Below are 17,862 nucleotides of genomic sequence, written 5' to 3'. Positions count from 1 at the left end.
CACCGACGGACTGGAGGCACGGGTCGGGTCCGCCACGTGCCTCCAGTCCGTCAGTCCCCCCAGAACGTCGCGATGAGGGCGGGCAGGAGCCCGTCGGTCGGGACGTTGGTCTGTTCGATGGTGATCCAGGTGTCACCGCGGGCGAAGTACGTGTAGGCCTTCTCGACGCCGTACGGCTCGACGATCCCGCGGGACTGGCAGAAGGTTCCGCCGTCACGCTCCGTGCAGGTCCCGCCGCCGTCGTACGCGGGGAACTCCTCGATCTCCCGCTGGATGGTCGCCTCGGTGGCGGTCCCGGCCCGGACCTCGATCCCGGACACGTCCGCGCGCGGGTCACGCCACGAGCAGGAGACCTTCGACTGGGTGCCCTCCGGGTCCTGACCATCCGGCACTCGATCGGTACCCGACGGTGGGTCGGCCTGCGTCAGCGGGGTGTCACCGAAGAAGCGGTCGTAGTCCTCGGCGGGGACGAGCGCGCGACAGTCCGTGGGGATCGTCGCCGCGACGGGGGTCGGTGTCGACGTCGGGGTGGGCTTCGGCACCGGGGCACCCGTGATCGGGGCGGAGCTCGGCGTCGTGGAGGACGGCGCAGGCTCGGGCTGCCGGGTCTGGGTGGGAGCGGCGACCGGGTCGGCGTTCTGCTGCGACAGGGTCAGGGCGACGGCGCCGGTGGCGGTGCCGACGGCGAGCAGCGCGACGACACCGATGACTATCCCGGACCGGCCACGACGACGCTTCGGGAGCGGGGTGGCACGTTCGAGGACGTTCTGCTTCATCGAGACGAGCATGCGCTGCAGGTCGTCTCCCTGCGGAGGCTCAGTGTTCATCGTGCATCACCACCTTCTTGAGTCGTCGACGGTTGCGGGACACCCGCTGGGTGACCGCGCCGACCGTGAGTCCGAGGAGTTCGGCGGCCTCGGCGTACGAGTGCCCCTCGAGCAGGCAGAGCTCGCAGATGCGGCGGTCGAGGTCCGGGAGCGCGGCGATCTCGGCGCGGACCCAGCGCAGGGTCTCGCGGGCCTCGTCGTGGTCGGCGGGCGAGGCGAGGTGCTCCGGGAGCTCGTCCGTGCGGCGCCGGGCCTGCTTGCGCCCGGTGTTGAAGGCGTGGTTGCGGCACACGACGAGCAGCCACGGCAGCACCGTGTCCGCCGGCAGCTCGAGGGTCGCGGCGCGCTGCCAGAGCGTCAGGAACGCGTCCTGCACGATCTCCTCGACGTCGGACCGGTCGTCGACCAGCGCCCACGCGTAGCGGGTGAGGGTGGCGGCGTACCGGTCGAACGCCCGGGCGAGCGCGCCGGTGTCTCCCTGTGCCATCGCACGGACGAGTCCTTCGTCCGTGTCGGTGCCGGTCGTCACATCCACATCCCACCCCCTTCACTCAGAGGTGTCGGCAGGACAGGCGATCCTGACAGGACCGTTCCGGATTCGTGACCTCGGGCGTGTCCGCCCAGGACTGGGGGTCAGCCGTCAGCCGTCAGCCGTCAGCGGCGGGACTCAGTGGAAGTCGTCGCCGTCGCCCTCGGCCGGCGTCTTGTGTCCGCCGAGCATGTCGTTGTCGTCCTGGTCACTCGACGAGGCGAGCTGCAGCATCGCGAGCACGACGACCACCACGATGAACGCGACGCCGAGGAAGATCACGGCCAGCTGCAGTTCCCGCGTCGAGAACAGCACGACGAGCCCGGTGAACACCGCGATGATCGCGGAGATCCCGAGGAGCTCGACCGGGCGCAGACGGTCACGTCGGCTGGGGGTGGTCATGCGTGTGGTGCTCCGTCCGGGGCGACGGCCGGCGTGGCCGTGCCCCACTTGTGCGAGAGGCCGGCGATCACGTGGAAGACGGCCGTGATGGCGAGGTACGCACCGAGCAGGCCGACGAGCACGATCGAGGCGTCGAGGGTGCCGGTGACCTTCTCCACGCCACCGAGCTGCTGGGAGTAGTCCGGCGGGGTGACGAGGAAGGCGACCGCGAGCAGCAGCGTGAGGCCGCCGATCGTGGTCCAGTCGCGGGCGAAGGGCGAACGCCGCCGGGCCCGGAGCCCCTGCGACAGCTCGAGGGCTCCGGTCAGCACCGCGAACGCGACGATGACCGTGATGAAGGCCGGCAGCCCGAAGCCGTTGCACGCGATCGCGGCGACGGCGGCGAGCAGGGTGATGACGGCCTGCAGCAGGGTCGTGCGACGCGAACGACCGTCGAGGGGCAGTCGGGAGATCCCGGCGAACAGGAGCACGAGGCCCTCGACCAGGGCGAAGCCGCCGAAGAGCAGCAGGCCGTAGCCCGCGGCGTGGTTGGTCGAGAAGGTGATCACCATCGCGACGATCGCAGCGGGGACCGCTCGGAGGATCGGGATCGGCCAGTACCGCGCGCGCTGGGTCGCTTCTTCCACGGTGGTGGCGTCGTCCACGGTGTCGGACACGAGACCTCTTTCGGGCATGCGGATCGTGGATCCGATCCTACCGCCGGTGTGGTGAGCGCCCGACCGGAGCGGACTCGACCCCCTGTGGACGTCCACACCCCCCTGCACGGGGACGACACCGTCCTGCGGTGCCGTCCCCGTGGTGTCAGGGCTGCTGCGGGTCGTCGTCCGGGGCGCCCAGCCGGACACGACGTCGGGCGAGCCACCAGCACACGGAGCCCACCGCGGCGGCCACTGCGGCGAGCGCCGCGGCGAGGCCGAGTCCTTCGGCGCCCGTGTAGGCGAGGGCTCCGACGGGGGCACCCGGACCACGACCGGCCGCGGGGTCACCGGCGCCGCTGTCCCCGTCGTCGCGACCGTCCGGCGCGGGGCCGTCACCACCGGCGTCACCGTCCCCGTCGTCCGTGGCGGGGCCGGTCGTCGGCACCGGACCGGTGGTGGGCGAAGGGCTCGGCTCCGGCGCCTCGTCGTCCGGGCCGACGACGATCGCGACGCCGGTGGACGGGTCACCACCGTCCGGGTCGGTCGGCGACGTCGCGGTGGCCACGTTCACGACGTCGGAGCCGTCGCCCCGGTACGCGGGATCGAGCGCGGCACGGATCCGGAAGTCCAGGGTCTCGCCCACGTCCAGCGACACGTCGGAGCTGCAGGTCACCCGCTGGCCCTCGGCGGTGCACCCGTCGTCGGAGCCCACGAACCGCATCGCCTCGGGCAGGTCGTCGACCGCACCGACCTGCTGCGCCACCGACGGGCCCCGGTTCCGGGCGGTGACGAGGTACTCGACCTCGTCGCCGGGCTGGACGGTCGACGGCGACACCGACTTGTCGGTCTCGACGTGTGCCGCGACGACCGGTGCCGTCGCCGTCGTGCTCGCTCGCGAGGTGTTGTCGGCCTCGTTCGTGTCGGACAACGAGGTCGGCGGGGCGATCGTCGCCACGCTCTCCAGTGTTCCGGACGTGCCCTCGGCCACCCGGCCCTCGACCGTGACGACGGCCGAACCCCCTCGGGGCAGGGACAGGTCGGTCGCGACGTCCCCGGTGCCCGACCCGGTTGCGCAGGCGGAACCCTCGGCGGCGGTGCAGGTCCAGGTGACGTCCTCGACGCCGTCGGGCACGTCGACCTGCAGTGGGCTCGGGTCGGCGGCGTTCGGGCCGGGGTTGCGCGCCGTCACGGTGTAGCGGAGCGACTCACCGGCCGTCACGGTCGTGGGCAGGTCGTGCTCGACGGACAGGTCGGCGGGCTTCCAGACCCGGAGCGCGTCGACCTCGTGCTTGTCGACGTGGCTGCCCGTGGCCCCCGCGAACCCCAGGCGCAGCGTGCTGGGCAACGGAGCCTGGCCGTCGCCGTGCAGCGGGACCGAGTCGAGGACGGTGCGCATGGTCGAGCCGGCCTGCAGCCGGACCGTGACGGAGAGCCCGCCGTCGTCGTCGGGCAGCAGGGTGATGCGGACCGTGCGGGGCGTCGAGCCGGAGGTCACCGTGCCACCGGGAGCGGTCGCACCGGCGACGTACCGGTACCCCTCTGTCCCGTTGCCCGAGCCGCGGACCACGACGTGGTCGGGCTGCGCTCCCGGACCGGAGCCGTTGATGCGCGACGAGAAGTTGCCGTAGTGGTCGATCGCGACGGCAGCGAAGCCCCCGGGCACGCCGGGCAGGTCGCACTGCCGCCCGCCGCCCTCGGTCGCTTCCTTGCGGCAGGCGTACCCGAGGCCGGCACCGAAGGACCCGACGCCCTGTGCTGCGGCCCCGTCGGCCAGGTACAGCAGCAGCCCGTCGGCCCCGGGGTCGTCCTTCGCGGTGTACATGGCGTAGGTGAACTCGATCTCGAGTCCGGTGTCGGACGGGAACGTGTCGTTCGTCGACCACGCTCCCGCCTGGTTCAGGACGTCGTCGGTGAGCCGCAGCCGCCCGCCGGACACCGCGGCGTCACCGTGCAGGGCGCCGCCGGACGCGCTGGAGAACTGGTTGACGTACGGGAAGTCGAGGGCCGCGGCGCTCGACCCGGACGGCAGGACGGCGGGCGCCGCGAGCACGCCGAGCGCGGTCACCGTGGCGCAGGCCGCGGCGACACGGCGGACGACCCGCGAGCGGAGCGACCGGAACGACCGGCGCGACCGGCGATCAGGGGCAGGAGCTGGAGCAGGAGCACTGGGATCTGTCATGCCCCGATGCTCGCGACCGGGACGTCACCCCCGGGCGGCGGCGGGATGATCTGTGGAACGCCCCCACGGGCCTCCGGGCTGTGGAGGAAGAACGGCGCAACCGGACCGCTCAGGCCAGCCACACCGTCGTCTCACCCGGCAGCAGTCCCGGCGCGACCCCGTCGAGCGGCCCGGACGCGGCGACGACCGTGCCGTCGGGCAGGGGCACCGGGGCCGTGCCGAAGTTCGTCACCGACCGCCACCCGTCGTTCCGTGCGAACGCGACGACCTCGGAGCCGGACTCCAGCCACGTCAGGGCCTCCCCCTGCTGCAGGCGACGGCGGGCGGCGAGCGCCTCGCGGTACAGCGACAGGGTGGACTCGGGGTCGCCGTCCTCGGCCTCGACCGAGGACTCCCCGAAGTCCTGCGGCTGCGGCAGGTGCGGCGCGGCGTCCCCGAAGCCGAACGACGGCCCGGAACGCGCCCACGGGATCGGCACCCGGCAGCCGTCGCGGCCCTTCACGGTGTGCCCGGTGCGGAGCCACTTCGGGTCCTGCAGCAGGTCGCGCGGGATCGCGGCGGCCTCGTGCAACCCGAGTTCCTCGCCCTGGTAGACGTACGACGACCCGGGCAGCGCGAGCATCAGCATGGTGGCCGCTCGTGCCCGGCGGAGCCCCCGTGCGCGGTCGAGCTCCGGCGTCGTGCCGTCGGTCATGAGCCAGGCATCGGTGTCCGTGCCGTCCGGCAGGCCGTAGCGGGTGGGGTGCCGCACGACGTCGTGGTTCGAGAGCACCCAGGTGCTCGAGGCGCCGGACTGCTCCGAGGCGGCCAGGTTCCGCTCGATGATCCGACGGAACGCATCGGGCTCGAACGGGGCCTCGAGCAGGTCGAAGTTGAAGGCCTGCCCGAGCTCGGTCGGCCGGGCGTACAGGACGCGACGGGGTGCCGGAGCCCAGGCCTCGGCGACCGCGGCGCGGGGCGGGTCGTACTCGTCGAGCACCCGACGCCACGTGGCGAAGATCTCGTGCACCTCGTCACGGTCGTACAGCGGGTCGGAGCCGTCGAGCGGCAGGTCCTGCTCGTCCGACGGCCGGTACGGGGTCGACAGGTCCTTCGCCAGCCCGTGCGCAACGTCCACGCGGAACCCGTCGACACCGCGGTCGGACCAGAAGCGCAGGGTGTCCTCGAAGTCGGCACGGACCTCGGGGTTCGACCAGTCCAGGTCCGGCTGCTCGGGGGCGAACAGGTGCAGGTACCACTGCCCGTCGGGCACCCGGGTCCAGGCGCTGCCGCCGAAGTTCGACACCCAGTCGCTCGGCGGCAGTTCGCCGGAGGTACCGGACCCTTCGCGGAACACGTACCGCGCCCGCTCGGGCGACCCCGGCGCGGACGCCAACGCGGCCCGGAACCACTCGTGCTGGTCCGAGGTGTGGTTCGGGACGATGTCGACGATGACCTTCAGGTCGTGCTCGTGGGCGGCCCGGAGCAGCGCGTCGAGGTCCTCGAGGGACCCGAGCTTCGGGTCGACGGCCCGGTAGTCGGCGACGTCGTAGCCCCCGTCGGCCAGGGGCGACGGGAAGAACGGGGAGAGCCACAGCGCGTCGACGCCGAGCGATGCCAGGTACGGCACCCGGCTCGTGATGCCCGCGACGTCACCGAGTCCGTCGCCGTCCGTGTCGGCGAAGCTGCGTGGGTAGACCTGGTACACGACGGCGTCGCGCCACCAGGTCGGGTCGGTGGTTCGTGGCGTGCTGGCCGGGGTCCGAAGCGTGGTCACGACGCCACCGTACTCAGCGGACCGGGAATAGCGCCCCCTACGATCGCATTGGTTGTTGCTGACACCTTTCCGTCCAGCAACAGCATCCCGCAACAGAAGGAGCTCCATGACGAACGTCCTCGTCCTCGTCGGCAGCCTGCGCGCCGACTCCATCAACCGCAAGCTCGCCGAGGCCGCCGCGCACCACGCGCCGGAGGGCATCGAGCTGCACACCTTCGACGGCATCGTCGACCTGCCGTTCTACAACGAGGACATCGACGGTGACACCCCGCCCGCCCCGGCAGTCGCCTTCCGCGACGCGATCGCCGCCTCGGACGCCGTCCTGCTCGTCACCCCCGAGTACAACGGCACCATCCCCGCCGTGCTGAAGAACGCCCTCGACTGGGCATCGCGTCCGTTCGGCGCCTCGCCGCTGTCCGGCAAGCCGCTCGCCGCCATCGGTTCGGCGTTCGGCCAGTACGGCGGCGTCTGGGCCCACGACGACGCCCGCAAGGTCGCCGGCATCGCCGGCGCGAAGGTCCTGGAGGACGTCAAGGTCGCCATCCCGCAGTCGGTCGTCCGTTTCGCCGAGACCCACCCGCGCGAGGACGCCGAGGTCACGACGCTCGTGCAGGGCGCGCTCACCGCGCTCGCCGAGGCCGCGGCCGGCACGGACGAGTCCGCAGCCGCGTAACGCGACGAACCACCGGACAGGAGGCCCGTGGCGACCCCGCCACGGGCCTCCTGTCCGTCCGGTGCGGACGCACCGGTCGTGGCGGAACCCGGGAGTCCGCTAGACGACCGAGATACGAGACGGGTTACCCTGAACGCCATGTCCACGCAGGAGATCACCGAGGCGTCCGGGTACTGGTTCCCGGACGACGACGCGACCCAGCGCGGGGTCGCCGTGCTGAACGCCCTGCGCCGGTACCGGTCCGCCGAGACCGCCATGCGCCGCCGGACCCGTGACTCGATGGGCATGGGTGAGACCGACCTGCTCGCCGTACGGTTCCTGCTGCAGGCGCAGCGCTCCGGCACGTCCGTGAGCCCCAAGGACCTCGCGGCGTACCTCAAGATCTCGTCCGCGTCGACGACGATCCTGATCGACCGCCTGGTGAAGTCGAACCACGTCCGCCGCGATCCGCACCCCACCGACCGCCGGGCCCTCGTCATCACGCCGACGACCGAGACCGACGACGAGGTCCGCGCCACGCTCGGCGTGATGCACCGCCGGATGATGTCGATCGCCGAGGGACTCCCCGCGTCCGAGGCCCGGGTCGTCGCCGGTTTCCTGGAGCAGATGCGCCAGGCGGTCGACCAGGTCGACCCCGCGCCGTCGCACTGAGCACCGTCGCGCCGAGGCCTCCGACTGTCGTCGGGGGACGCTGCCTCCGAGCGCACTGAGAACGTGCACTGCGGCACCGCGTAGACCGGAACGGTCACACCGACGCGAAAGGAGCCACAACCATGCACGCTTCGGACAAGATGGCCAAGAACCTCCAGGCGGTCCTCGTGGACCTCATCGACCTGCACCTGCAGGGCAAGCAGGCCCACTGGAACATCCTGGGCACCAACTTCCGCGACCTCCACCTGCAGCTCGACGAGATCGTCGACGCCGCTCGCGAGTTCGCCGACGACACCGCCGAGCGCATGCGCGCGCTGTACCTCGTGCCGGACGGCCGCTCGGCGACCGTCTCCGCGGGCAGCCACCTCGACGCGTTCCCCTCGGGCGAGATCACCACGCACGACGCCATCGACCAGGTCACGCTCCGGCTGTACCAGGCGACCGGCACCATGCGCGACGTCCACGACGAGGTCGACGAGGAAGACCCGACGACCGCGGACCTGCTCCACGGCTTCATCGAGCGCCTCGAGCAGCTCGCCTGGATGGTCTCCGCCGAGAACCGCGCGCCCAGCACCCCGCTGGCGTCCGCCACCACGCCCGCCGTCGCCGACGCGTCGGCGCACGCGTAGGGGCCCGGGTGGACCTCGGTATCCAGGGCAAGACCGCACTCGTCTTCGGCGGTGACTCCGGCATCGGCTGGAACACGGCGCGCATCCTGCTGGCAGAGGGTGCGACCGTGGTCGTCACCGACATCGACCAGAGCCGTCTCGACACCAGTGCGGACCAGCTCGAGGCTCCCCTCGGCAAGCTGCACGCGTTCGCGGCCGACGTCCGGAGCGCCGAGAGCCTCGCCGCCCTGCACGACAAGGTGCGTGACGCCGTCGGCGAGATCGACATCCTGGTGCAGTCCTCGGGCGTCACCGGCGCCCAGGGCATGTTCCACGAGATCGACGAGGCCGGCTGGGCGGAGACGATCGACATCGACCTGATGGGGCCGGTGCGGATCACCCGCGAGTTCATCGGCGACCTGCGACAGGGCGGCTGGGGACGCATCGTCTACCTGGTGTCCGAGGACGCCTCGCAACCGTACGACGACGAACTGCCCTACTGCGCTGCCAAGGCCGGGGTGCTCTCGTTCGCCAAGGGGCTCTCGCGCTCCTACGCCTCCGAGGGCCTGCTGGTGAACACGGTCTCGCCCGCGTTCATCCACACGCCCATGACCGACGCGATGATGGACAAGCGGGCCAAGCAGCGCGGCACATCGTTCGACGAGGCCATCGGCAGCTTCCTCGACGAGGAGCGGCCGTACATGGAGCTCAAGCGGCGCGGTGAGCCGGAAGAGGTCGCCAACGTCGTGGCCTTCCTGTGCTCCGACCTGGCCAGCTTCGTGAACGGCGCCAACTACCGGGTCGACTCCGGCTCGGTCGCGACGATCTGATCGTGGCACCACAGCACAACCAGGAGGCGTCATGACCGACTTCCGCTACCTCATCGTCGGCGGCGGGATGGTCGCCGACGCGGCCGCCCGCGGCATCCGCGAGCTCGACACCGACGGGTCGATCGGGATCCTCAGCGAGGACGTCGACCGCCCCTACGCCCGGCCCGCGCTCTCGAAGAAGCTCTGGACCGACCCGGACTTCAGCTGGGACGACAAGGTCGACCTGCACACCGAGGAGACCGGGGCGCAGTTCGTCCTGGGCACCGCGGTGACGGCGATCGACCGTGCCGCGAAGACCGTCACGACGGCCGACGGTGCGACCCACGGCTACGAGCGGCTCCTGCTCGCGACCGGTGGGAAGCCCCGCGGGCTGCCGGGGCTGTCCCCGTCGGCACGCGTGCTCGACTACCGCAGCGCGTCGGACTACCGCCGCCTGCGCGAGCTCGCCGACGCCGGAGCGCACGTCGCCGTCGTCGGTGGCGGCTACATCGGGCAGGAGATCACCGCGGGCATCGTGCAGAACGGCGCACGCGTCACGCTGGTCGACCCGGACGAGATCGTCGGCGGACGGATGTTCCCCGACGACCTGGCACGGGCGTTCCAGCAGCGCTTCGTCGACCACGGCGTCGAGCTCCGCACCGGCCGCCGGGTGTCCGAGGGCGCCGAGACGGCCGACGGTGTGCGACTGACGCTCGACGACGGTTCCGTGGTCGAGGCCGACGCGGTCGTCGCCGGGCTCGGCATCGAGCCCGCGACGCAGCTCGCCGCCGACGCCGGACTCACCGTCCGCGACGGCATCGTGGTGTCCTCGACGCTGCTCACCGACGACGACTCCGTGTTCGCTGCCGGTGACGTCGCCGAGTACCCGGACCGGATCCTCGGCACACGCCGGGTGGAGCACGTCGACAACGCCCAGCAGCAGGGTCGACAGGCCGGCCGCAACCTGGCCGACGCCGACGAGACCTACGACCACACGCCGATGTTCTACTCCGACGTCTTCGACATGGGGTACGAGGCCGTGGGGCAGGTCAGCGCGAAGCTCCGCACGGTCGAGGACTGGCAGGACCCCACCGTGACCGGCGTCGTCTACTACCTGGACGACGACGACACGGTCCGGGGTGTGCTGCTCTGGAACGTGTGGGACAAGACCGACGAAGCCCGCAAGGTGCTCGCCGAGGCGAATTCGCTGACGCCCGACATGCTGCCGGGCCGCATCACGGCCTGATCGCTCGCCCGTCGCGGTGGTCGCGACGCCCTGGAGGCCCGGTGCCGGTCCGTCGGACCGGCACCGGGCCTCCAGCCGGTCACCCGCACACCGCGGCGCCCGCCGCCTCGACGGGGCTGGCTGCTTCGACGGTGCTGGCTACTTCGACTCCGGCGCGACCTCGTCGACGACCGCCCGGCGGTCCGCCGGGTCGACCGGCAGGTCGTCGCCGTCCGCCATCGCGACGGCGTGCGCGGACTTGGCGGCCTCGAGCGTCTCGTCGTCGTTCCGGGCCATCCCGAACAGCTCGATGAACCGCGACTTGACCAGCAACCAGGCGTCCCCCGGGCTGAGCCGGGCCAGGTCCGACGCCGTCGAGTCGTCACGCACCCGCTGCAGCGAGGACACGCCGCGGTCCGGGATCCGGTGGTCGACGTGCGCCACCGCGAGCCGCGCGACCGCGTCGGCCTGCGCGTGCATCACCGAGTGCGCACCGTCGACGACCTCGCGCAGGACCGCGTACGGGAACACGCGCGCCAGCCGGCGGACCCAGTCGCGCGGCACCATCGCGTCGTGCTCGCCGCGGACGATCAGGGTGCGGGCCTGCACGTGCGCGGCACGCTCCTCGATCGGGAACGCGATCATGCGCGGCAGGACCTTGCGGAACCAGTGCCAGCCGCACAGCGCGTACGCCGTGATGCCGTGCCAGCGGACCGCGGCCGGCTCGTGCAGCGTCGACCGCAGGAACCGGAACGCCGACTGCCGCACCGTGCGCGCCGACGAGTCGACCACGGGGCTGATGAGCACGAGGTCGGAGAGCTCGGGACGGCGAGCGGCGACCTCGGTGACGACCTGGGTGCCCATCGAGTGCCCGATGAGCACCGGGTCCTCGAGCCCGAGGTCGTCGATGACCCGCTCGACCGCGTCGGCGTACCGCTCGATCGAGACCGTCCCACGGAACCGCGGGACGCCCGCGAAGCCCGGCAGGTCGAGCGCGTGCACCGGTCCGTTCTCGTTGAGGTGCGGCGCGAGCCGCTCGTAGTAGGTCGACGCGATGCCGAGACCCGCGACGAGCACGAAGGCCCGCTCGCCCGGCTCACCGATCGAACTCACCCGGACGTAGGTGCCGTCGAGTGCGACCCGGTCGACCTGCACCGTGACGTCGGCGTCCTCGGCCTGGGCGAGCTCCCCGGCCGGGTCCGGACGGGGTGCCTGGCGTTCGTCGTCCACGTGGGTCTCCTCCGGTCGGGCGGTCGCCCAGGATACCCGGCCGCCGTCCGCTCGGGCGGCGACGCCGTGGTCAGCCGCTGAAGGTGTTCGCGGGGAAGCCGTGCACCGTGGTCGGCACCGCGAAGACGGCGCCGGAGGGCGGCGCCTGCTCCAGGTCCTGCTCGGTGAGGTTCTCGCGGGCCGTGCCGACGAACAGCGTCGACATGTCCGGGCCGCCGAACGCCACCGACGTCGGGTTGGCGACGGGGAGCTCCACCGTCTCCAGGTGCGAGCCGTCGGGACCGTAGCGCTCGACGCGGGAACCGCCGTAGATCGCGCTCCAGAAGCAGCCCTCGTCGTCGCGGACCAGGCCGTCGTGCGCGTGGCCGACGATCAACGGCTCGAGTTCGCCGAGCTCGCCGTCCGGGCCGTACGACCCCCGGAAGACCGTCGAGGCGCTGGTGTCGGTGACGTACATGGTGCTGCCGTCCTCCGACCACTCCATGCCGTTCGTCACGCCGAAGCCGCCGCGGAGCAGCCGGACGGTGCCGTCGGGCTCGACCGAGTAGAGCGCGGCGTCGGGTTCGCCGGTGGTCACGTTCATGCTGCCGACCAGGAACCGGCCGAACGGGTCGCACTTGCCCTCGTTGAACCGGTTGCCCGAGGTGCTGTGCGTGACGCGGGCGATCCCACGCTCCACGGCCCCCTGCTCGTCCGTCACGACGACGGCGTCGCCGAGGGCCGCGACGAACCCGCCGGAGGCGCGGGGCTGGAAGCTCGCCAGCGGGGGCGGCAGCGGCACGCTCGACCGGACGGTGCCGTCGGCCCCGGCGGTGTTGAGGGTGCCGAGGGTGATGTCGGTCCACCGGAGGAGCTGCGCGGACGGGTCCCAGACGATGCTCTCGGCGAGGACCGCTCGGGCGTCGACGAAGACGGTCGCGGGGCCGGTGGTGACGTTCGTGCTCATCGACCCCGTCTACCGCGGGGCGGGTCCGCGCCCGCTCAGGCGCGGAAGCGGGTCAGAGGCGGGCGAAGCGCGCGCGGAAGAAGCTGTAGACGCCGAACGCCAGGAACCCGATGCCGATCGCGACGAGGACGAACACCCCGCCGGGCATGCTCCGGACGGCGTCGAACGCGGCGTCGAGGCCGGTGGCCTGGTCGGGGTCGCTCTGCAGCCCCGCGACGGCGATGAGCACGCCCACGATCACCACGGCGATGCCCTTGCCGACGTACCCGACGACGCCGAGGACGGTGACCACGCGGTCGAGTTGGCCCGACGGTCGCGTGATCTGCTTCCGGAACGACCGACGGCAGCCGATCACCACGAGGCCGATGCCGACCGCGACCGCGATCGCCCCGGCCAGCACCAGCACGAACACCCCGCCCGGCGTCGCGAGGGTCTTCGCCGCGGCGCTCTGCGACGAGCTGCTCGAGCTCGACCCGGCGCCGAGCGCGTACGAGGCCGACGAGTACGCGATCACGCCGTAGACCACGGCCTTCGCCACGTCCTTCAGCCGGGCGAGCCAGCCGCGGGTCGTGTCGGACCGTCCGCCGACGATCGCCTCGACGACCAGACGCACGGTGAGTGCGGCGGTGCCGACGGCGATCAGCCAGAGCAGGAACACCCCACCGGGCACGGCGGCGATCTGCTGCAGCGCACCGGACTGGTCGGTTTCACCGCCCGAGGACGCGTTCCCGATGCCGAGCAGGATCGCCAGGTACCCGATCAGCAGGTGGACGATGCCGCTGCCGACGAACCCGGCGCGTGCCGTGACCTCGAACCAACGGCTGTCGGCCGCTCGCCGGACCTGTCGTCCGGTCTCCTTCGCTGCGTGCTCCGCCGTGTCGCTCATCACGGACAAGCGTGCCCGACGCGCGCCGTCCTGTCCGGGGCGCGCCGGGCCGTGCGGTCCGCCACGTGGCGGACGGGAGGCCCGTGGCGGGGCCGCCACGGGCCTCCCATCCTTGGGTGGGCGCGTCTCAGTCGCCCTTCACGTTGACGACCTGGCGCAGGGTGTGCCGGATCGACACGAGGTCCTCGGCGTCCGTCATCACCTGGTCGATCGGCTTGTAGGCGGCCGGGATCTCGTCGAGGAACGCGTCGGTGTCGCGGTACTCGATGCCGACCATCGCCTCGCGCAGCTGCTCGTGGGTGAAGGTCCGCCGGGCAGCGCTCCGCGAGAACAGCCGCCCGGCGCCGTGCGGGGACGACTCGAGCGACGGCTTGTTGCCGAGCCCCTCGACCACGTACGACGCCGTGCCCATCGACCCGGGGATCAGACCCGGCTGACCGGCCTTCGCCTGGATCGCACCCTTGCGCGAGACCCACACGGACTTGCCCCAGTGCGTCTCACGCTGCGTGAAGTTGTGGTGGCAGTTGATCCGCTCGCGCTCGTCGACGGGCGTGCCGACGGCCTCGGACAGCTGCCGGACGACGCGGTCCATCATCTCCTCGCGGTTGAGCAGGGCGAAGTGCTGGGCCCACCGCAGCTCGGCGATGTACCGGTCGAACTCCGGCGTGCCCTCGACCAGGTAGGCCAGGTCGGGGTCCGCCAGCTGGATCCACCAGCGCTCCATGGCCTTCTTGGCGACCCTGATGTGGCGCTGCGCGATCTTGTTGCCGACACCCCGCGACCCGGAGTGCAGGAAGAGCCAGACCCGGTCCTGCTCGTCGAGGGACACCTCGATGAAGTGGTTGCCGGAGCCGAGCGTGCCGAGCTGGTTGCGCCAGCCGCCGTGCACGCCGTCGGGGTCGAACCCGGCGGTCTCGGCCATCGCCTCGAGCTCGGCGATCCGGGGTGCGGCGGTCGCCACGATCTTCCGGTTCGACGCACCGGCCGACAGCGGGATCGCGCGCTCGATCTGCTCGCGCAGACCCTGCAGGTCGGCGGGCAGGTCGCTCGCGGTGAACTGCGTGCGGACCGCGATCATGCCGCAGCCGATGTCCACGCCGACGGCTGCCGGCATGATCGCGCCGAGGGTCGGGATGACGGACCCGACGGTGGCCCCGAGGCCCAGGTGGGCGTCGGGCATGAGGGCCAGGTGCGGGAACACGAACGGCATGCGCGCGGTCGTGCGGGCCTGCTGCTCGGTGTTGTCCTCGAGCATCGAGGCCCAGCTGAGCAACCGGTCGTTGATCTTCTTCATGGTGTCGTCTCGCTTTCGTGACGGTCGAGGTGACGGTCCGAGACGGTCGCACGCCGGGCCTCCTGGTCGTCGCCGGACGTGGCGGACGGAAGGAAGCGGTGCTGACGAACGCCCCGGGCCGGGTGGGCACGAGGCGTCGTGGGACGTCGCGTGCCTACGCGGGATAGCGGAGGGACCGCTGCTGCTCGGGCAGCACGGCGGCCGCGGCGAGCTGGAGCTCGACGCGTTCCTCGTTGTGCTGCACGGCGCGCATGCGCGGTCCTTCCGGTGTGCCCGGGGCGGGCGGTCTGCCTGATCGGCAGGAGGACGACGGTAGTGCGACACGCCCGGGGTGCGCAAGTCATGTGGGCGTGTCGGCTGCGCGCCGGTGGTGCCCTGGCTGTCCCCCGCGGGTGCTCCGGCGGTGCTCCGGCGGTTCTCCACAGGCGGGAGGCGCGTCGCGCGTTCTCCACGAGGGGTACGTCCGCCTGATGGTCGCCGCCGGGGCCGGGGCAGGCTGGACGCATGACCGAGCGCACGCGAGACACCCCCGACGCGACCGAGAACGAGGAACGGACGAACGGGTACGTGCCGCTCCGCTCCTACGGCGCGATCGGTGACGGGCGGACCGTCGCCCTCATCGCGCTCGACGGCCGGATCGACTGGCTGCCGATCCCGTCGATGGACTCGCCGCCGGTGTTCGCGAGCATCGTCGACGCCGAGCACGGCGGACACGTCGCCCTGCGACCCGTCGACGACCAGGCGGAGGTGTCCCGGGCCTACCTGCCGGGGACGAACGTGCTCGTGACGACGTGGACCACCCCGTCCGGCACCGCCACCGTGACCGACGCCATGGTCACCGGTGTCGCCGGACGTCTGCCGTGGGCCGAGATCGGCCGCTGCGTCCAGGGGGTCCAGGGCTCCGTCGAGATGGAGTGGGCCGTCGTGCCCGGCACGATCCTGAACACCGCGGAACCCCGACGCCTCGACACCGCGAACGGCACCGTCATCGGGATCGACGGCGTCACCATCGCGATCGTCGAGCAGGGCTTCGAACCCGTCCACGACGACGGACCCCGGTTCTCCGGCCGGTTCTCGACGACCGAGGGCTCGAAGTCGATCCTGACGATCGTCGGCACGTACGACGAACCGATCTTCCTGCCCGAGCCGGAGCGCACGCTCGAGGGGGTCGACCGCACGATCGAGAACTGGGCGACCTGGTCGAAGGAGTTCAGCTACGACGGGCCGTGGTCGGATGCCGTCCAGCGCAGCGCCCTCGCCCTGAAGCTCCTGATCTTCTCCCCCACCGGTGCGATCGCCGCGGCACCGACGACGAGCCTGCCCGAGGACCGCACCGGCGGGAAGAACTGGGACTACCGGTTCGCCTGGGTGCGCGACCTGGCGTACACGGTGCACGCACTCACCCGCTTCGGGCTGCGCGAGGAGACCCACGCGGCCGTCTCGTGGGTGATGCGCACGATCGCCGAGCACGACGAGACGATGCCGATCTTCTACGCACTCGACGGGTCCAAGAGCGACTCGGTCGAGGAACGCGACGTCCCCGGCTGGAACGGCATCGGGCCGGTCACGATCGGCAACCGGGCGGGCGATCAGCTGCAGCTCGGCGTCTGGGGCGACGTGTTCGAGATCATGCGCCAGTACGTCCGCGCCGGCAACGTGCTCGACCGCAAGACCGCGTCGGTGCTGCAGGGGCTGGCCGACGACGCCTGCCACAGGTGGCCGGAAGCAGACTCGGGCATGTGGGAGCTGCAGGAGACGCAGCACTACACGACGAGCAAGATCGGCTGCTGGCAGGCGCTCGACGCCGCGGTCGAGCTGCACGACGCGGGGATGATCGACGGCCCCCGTGACAAGTGGATCGAGAACCGCGAGCTCATCGAGGACTGGGTCGCCGAGAACGGGTGGAACGAGGAGCTCGGCCACTACGTCATGTACCCGGGTAGCGATGCACTCGACTGCTCGATCCTGCTGCACGCGATGTCGGCGTTCGACCGCGGGCCCCGCATGGAGTCCACGATCCGGGCCATCGAGGAACAGCTGCAGCACGGCCCGCTCGTGTACCGGTACTCCGGCATCCAGGACGAGGAATCGCCCTTCGTGGCGTGCTCGTTCTGGCTCGCTGCGGCGATGGCCTGCGTCGGACGCGTCGACGACGCGAAGCACCTGATGGACGACATGGTGGCGCAGGCGAACGACGTCGGTCTGTTCAGCGAGATGCTCAGTGCCGTCGACGGGGACTTCATGGGGAACATCCCCCAGGGCCTGTCGCACCTGGCGCTCATCCAGGCGGCGCTGACCATCGAAGAAGTCTCAGAGAAGTCCTGACGGGGCTGGACGAACCGTCGGGGGCGCGGGGCATCATGGTCTGACGATGAACGACGTCGATGCACGCATGGACCGCCTCCGCCGGGCCGCGCGCTACCGGTACCAGCAGCTCGTCGACCAGGAGATCGAGCGGGGGTCACTCGACCCCGACGAGGTGCGGTCGGAGCGCGAGGAACGCCGGCTGCTCAAGGCCGCCGACGTCGCGGCCCACGCGCGGGCGCAGATCGCCGAAGCCGAACGCCGAGGAGTCTTCGAGGGCAACCCCTACCACGGCAAACCGCTGCCCGGGATCGACGGCCAACACGATCCCGACTGGTGGATCAAGTCGAAGATCGAGCGCGAGGACATCCGGGGCATCGCGCCACCGGCCCTGGCGCTCCGGACGGAGGACGCCGAACTCGACGACGCCCTCGACGCCCTGTCGCTCGAGACCGATGTGCGCGACGTCCTGGTGGACTTCAACGCACGGGTGAAGGAGGCCCGGCGACAGCTGCTCGGCGGGCCGCCGGTGGTCACGCCGATGCGCGACGTCGAAGCCGAGGTGCTCGCCTGGCGGGAGCGCCGCGAGCTGCGCATGGCGGCGGCCGCTCGGGCTGCGGAGCAGGCGCTGGCCGACGCGAAGCCGCGGCGGTGGTGGCGCCGCCGCTGAGCGGTGCCGTGGCGCGGCGGCGCGGGCCGTCGCCGGGCTTTCGCGCTGAGCGACAGTTCTCGCGAGCGTGAGCGCGTGAGGTGTCGCCCAGCCCGTGGCGAGGGCGACGACGGCCGCCGGGTACGCCCGGTTCTGCCTGGCGCGGGCCCGCGGCGCGGTGCGGTTCGCGCAACGCGAATCGGCCCGGACCGCGCTGCTGCGTGGTCCGGGCCGATCGTGGTGCGGGGGTGTTACT

Annotated in this window: 17 protein-coding genes; 7 read left to right on the top strand and 10 right to left on the bottom strand. The window is 71.9% G+C overall.

Annotated elements, in window-relative coordinates; translation table 11 throughout:
- Nucleotides 1-50: 50 nt before the first annotated feature.
- From BIU95_RS08770 to BIU95_RS08745, 6 genes are all read right to left on the bottom strand, one after another.
- Nucleotides 51-827 carry a hypothetical protein gene (locus BIU95_RS08770; RefSeq protein ID WP_139179716.1) on the bottom strand — a complete coding sequence of 259 codons (777 nt, stop codon included), beginning with the start codon at nt 825-827 and terminating at the stop codon, nt 51-53.
- Nucleotides 817-1,356 carry an RNA polymerase sigma factor gene (locus BIU95_RS08765; protein WP_017886488.1) on the bottom strand — a complete coding sequence of 180 codons (540 nt, stop codon included), beginning with the start codon at nt 1,354-1,356 and terminating at the stop codon, nt 817-819. The genes BIU95_RS08770 and BIU95_RS08765 overlap by 11 nt, the downstream gene beginning before the upstream one ends.
- Nucleotides 1,357-1,494: 138 nt before the next feature.
- A complete protein-coding gene (locus tag BIU95_RS08760) occupies nt 1,495-1,758 on the bottom strand; it encodes a hypothetical protein (RefSeq protein WP_017886489.1) in 264 nt (87 codons plus the stop codon).
- On the bottom strand, nt 1,755-2,414 hold the full coding sequence (locus BIU95_RS08755; RefSeq protein ID WP_017886490.1) for a DUF308 domain-containing protein: 660 nt from the start codon (nt 2,412-2,414) through the stop codon (nt 1,755-1,757). Before BIU95_RS08755 ends, BIU95_RS08760 begins: the two co-directional genes overlap by 4 nt.
- A 145-nt stretch (nt 2,415-2,559) precedes the next feature.
- Nucleotides 2,560-4,575: a DUF11 domain-containing protein gene (locus tag BIU95_RS08750; protein WP_139179715.1), complete on the bottom strand. Its 2,016-nt coding sequence runs from the start codon at nt 4,573-4,575 to the stop codon at nt 2,560-2,562.
- A gap of 109 nt (nt 4,576-4,684) precedes the next feature.
- Entirely contained in the window at nt 4,685-6,331 is a 1,647-nt protein-coding gene (locus BIU95_RS08745; RefSeq protein WP_071251476.1) for a glycoside hydrolase family 13 protein, read from the bottom strand.
- Nucleotides 6,332-6,437: 106 nt separating this feature from the next.
- Here BIU95_RS08745 and BIU95_RS08740 point away from each other — a divergent pair, with 106 nt between their 5' ends.
- From BIU95_RS08740 to BIU95_RS08720, 5 genes are all read left to right on the top strand, one after another.
- The gene (locus BIU95_RS08740) at nt 6,438-7,004 is read left to right on the top strand and encodes an NADPH-dependent FMN reductase (protein WP_017886493.1); all 567 of its coding nucleotides are present in this window, start codon (nt 6,438-6,440) and stop codon (nt 7,002-7,004) included.
- A gap of 138 nt (nt 7,005-7,142) precedes the next feature.
- A complete protein-coding gene (locus BIU95_RS08735) occupies nt 7,143-7,655 on the top strand; it encodes a MarR family winged helix-turn-helix transcriptional regulator (protein WP_017886494.1) in 513 nt (170 codons plus the stop codon).
- A 122-nt stretch (nt 7,656-7,777) separates the two neighbouring features.
- Nucleotides 7,778-8,284 carry a Dps family protein gene (locus BIU95_RS08730; protein ID WP_017886495.1) on the top strand — a complete coding sequence of 169 codons (507 nt, stop codon included), beginning with the start codon at nt 7,778-7,780 and terminating at the stop codon, nt 8,282-8,284.
- A gap of 8 nt (nt 8,285-8,292) precedes the next feature.
- Nucleotides 8,293-9,093, top strand: coding sequence for an SDR family NAD(P)-dependent oxidoreductase (locus tag BIU95_RS08725; protein ID WP_017886496.1), 801 nt, complete (start codon nt 8,293-8,295; stop codon nt 9,091-9,093).
- Nucleotides 9,094-9,124: 31 nt separating this feature from the next.
- Nucleotides 9,125-10,318, top strand: coding sequence for an NAD(P)/FAD-dependent oxidoreductase (locus BIU95_RS08720; RefSeq protein ID WP_017886497.1), 1,194 nt, complete (start codon nt 9,125-9,127; stop codon nt 10,316-10,318).
- Nucleotides 10,319-10,456: 138 nt separating this feature from the next.
- On the opposite strand, the gene BIU95_RS08715 is transcribed toward BIU95_RS08720, so the two are convergent.
- The 4 genes from BIU95_RS08715 to BIU95_RS08700 form a co-directional block, all read right to left on the bottom strand.
- The gene (locus tag BIU95_RS08715; RefSeq protein ID WP_071251475.1) at nt 10,457-11,527 is read right to left on the bottom strand and encodes an alpha/beta fold hydrolase; all 1,071 of its coding nucleotides are present in this window, start codon (nt 11,525-11,527) and stop codon (nt 10,457-10,459) included.
- Between the two features lie 70 nt (nt 11,528-11,597).
- Nucleotides 11,598-12,473, bottom strand: coding sequence for an SMP-30/gluconolactonase/LRE family protein (locus BIU95_RS08710; RefSeq protein WP_071251474.1), 876 nt, complete (start codon nt 12,471-12,473; stop codon nt 11,598-11,600).
- A gap of 52 nt (nt 12,474-12,525) precedes the next feature.
- Entirely contained in the window at nt 12,526-13,359 is an 834-nt protein-coding gene (locus BIU95_RS08705) for a DUF1206 domain-containing protein (protein ID WP_017886500.1), read from the bottom strand.
- 127 nt (nt 13,360-13,486) lie between these two features.
- Nucleotides 13,487-14,653 carry an RtcB family protein gene (locus tag BIU95_RS08700; protein WP_071251473.1) on the bottom strand — a complete coding sequence of 389 codons (1,167 nt, stop codon included), beginning with the start codon at nt 14,651-14,653 and terminating at the stop codon, nt 13,487-13,489.
- Between the two features lie 504 nt (nt 14,654-15,157).
- Between BIU95_RS08700 and BIU95_RS08695 the strand changes: the two genes are divergently transcribed.
- Together BIU95_RS08695 and BIU95_RS08690 are read left to right on the top strand one after the other, a co-directional pair.
- Nucleotides 15,158-16,978, top strand: coding sequence for a glycoside hydrolase family 15 protein (locus tag BIU95_RS08695; protein WP_042538339.1), 1,821 nt, complete (start codon nt 15,158-15,160; stop codon nt 16,976-16,978).
- A gap of 46 nt (nt 16,979-17,024) precedes the next feature.
- Entirely contained in the window at nt 17,025-17,627 is a 603-nt protein-coding gene (locus BIU95_RS08690; protein WP_017886505.1) for a DUF1992 domain-containing protein, read from the top strand.
- The last annotated feature ends 235 nt before the right edge of the window (nt 17,628-17,862 follow it).

Origin of the sequence: Curtobacterium sp. MCBA15_007, assembly GCF_001864905.1 — a bacterium.
In the GTDB taxonomy this organism is placed as follows: Bacteria; Actinomycetota; Actinomycetes; order Actinomycetales; family Microbacteriaceae; genus Curtobacterium; species Curtobacterium poinsettiae.
The sequence above is the reverse complement of the archived record's forward strand: the minus strand, read 5'-3'. Positions and strand labels throughout refer to the sequence as shown.

Coding starts and splice junctions, on each gene's coding strand:
- BIU95_RS08770 (WP_139179716.1), bottom strand. CDS start 827: ATGAACACTGAGCCTCCGCAGGGAGACGACCTGCAGCGCATGCTCGTC.
- BIU95_RS08730 (WP_017886495.1), top strand. CDS start 7,778: ATGCACGCTTCGGACAAGATGGCCAAGAACCTCCAGGCGGTCCTCGTG.
- BIU95_RS08695 (WP_042538339.1), top strand. CDS start 15,158: ATGACCGAGCGCACGCGAGACACCCCCGACGCGACCGAGAACGAGGAA.
- BIU95_RS08720 (WP_017886497.1), top strand. CDS start 9,125: ATGACCGACTTCCGCTACCTCATCGTCGGCGGCGGGATGGTCGCCGAC.
- BIU95_RS08705 (WP_017886500.1), bottom strand. CDS start 13,359: ATGAGCGACACGGCGGAGCACGCAGCGAAGGAGACCGGACGACAGGTC.
- BIU95_RS08710 (WP_071251474.1), bottom strand. CDS start 12,473: ATGAGCACGAACGTCACCACCGGCCCCGCGACCGTCTTCGTCGACGCC.
- BIU95_RS08750 (WP_139179715.1), bottom strand. CDS start 4,575: ATGACAGATCCCAGTGCTCCTGCTCCAGCTCCTGCCCCTGATCGCCGG.
- BIU95_RS08740 (WP_017886493.1), top strand. CDS start 6,438: ATGACGAACGTCCTCGTCCTCGTCGGCAGCCTGCGCGCCGACTCCATC.
- BIU95_RS08700 (WP_071251473.1), bottom strand. CDS start 14,653: ATGAAGAAGATCAACGACCGGTTGCTCAGCTGGGCCTCGATGCTCGAG.
- BIU95_RS08690 (WP_017886505.1), top strand. CDS start 17,025: ATGAACGACGTCGATGCACGCATGGACCGCCTCCGCCGGGCCGCGCGC.
- BIU95_RS08735 (WP_017886494.1), top strand. CDS start 7,143: ATGTCCACGCAGGAGATCACCGAGGCGTCCGGGTACTGGTTCCCGGAC.
- BIU95_RS08760 (WP_017886489.1), bottom strand. CDS start 1,758: ATGACCACCCCCAGCCGACGTGACCGTCTGCGCCCGGTCGAGCTCCTC.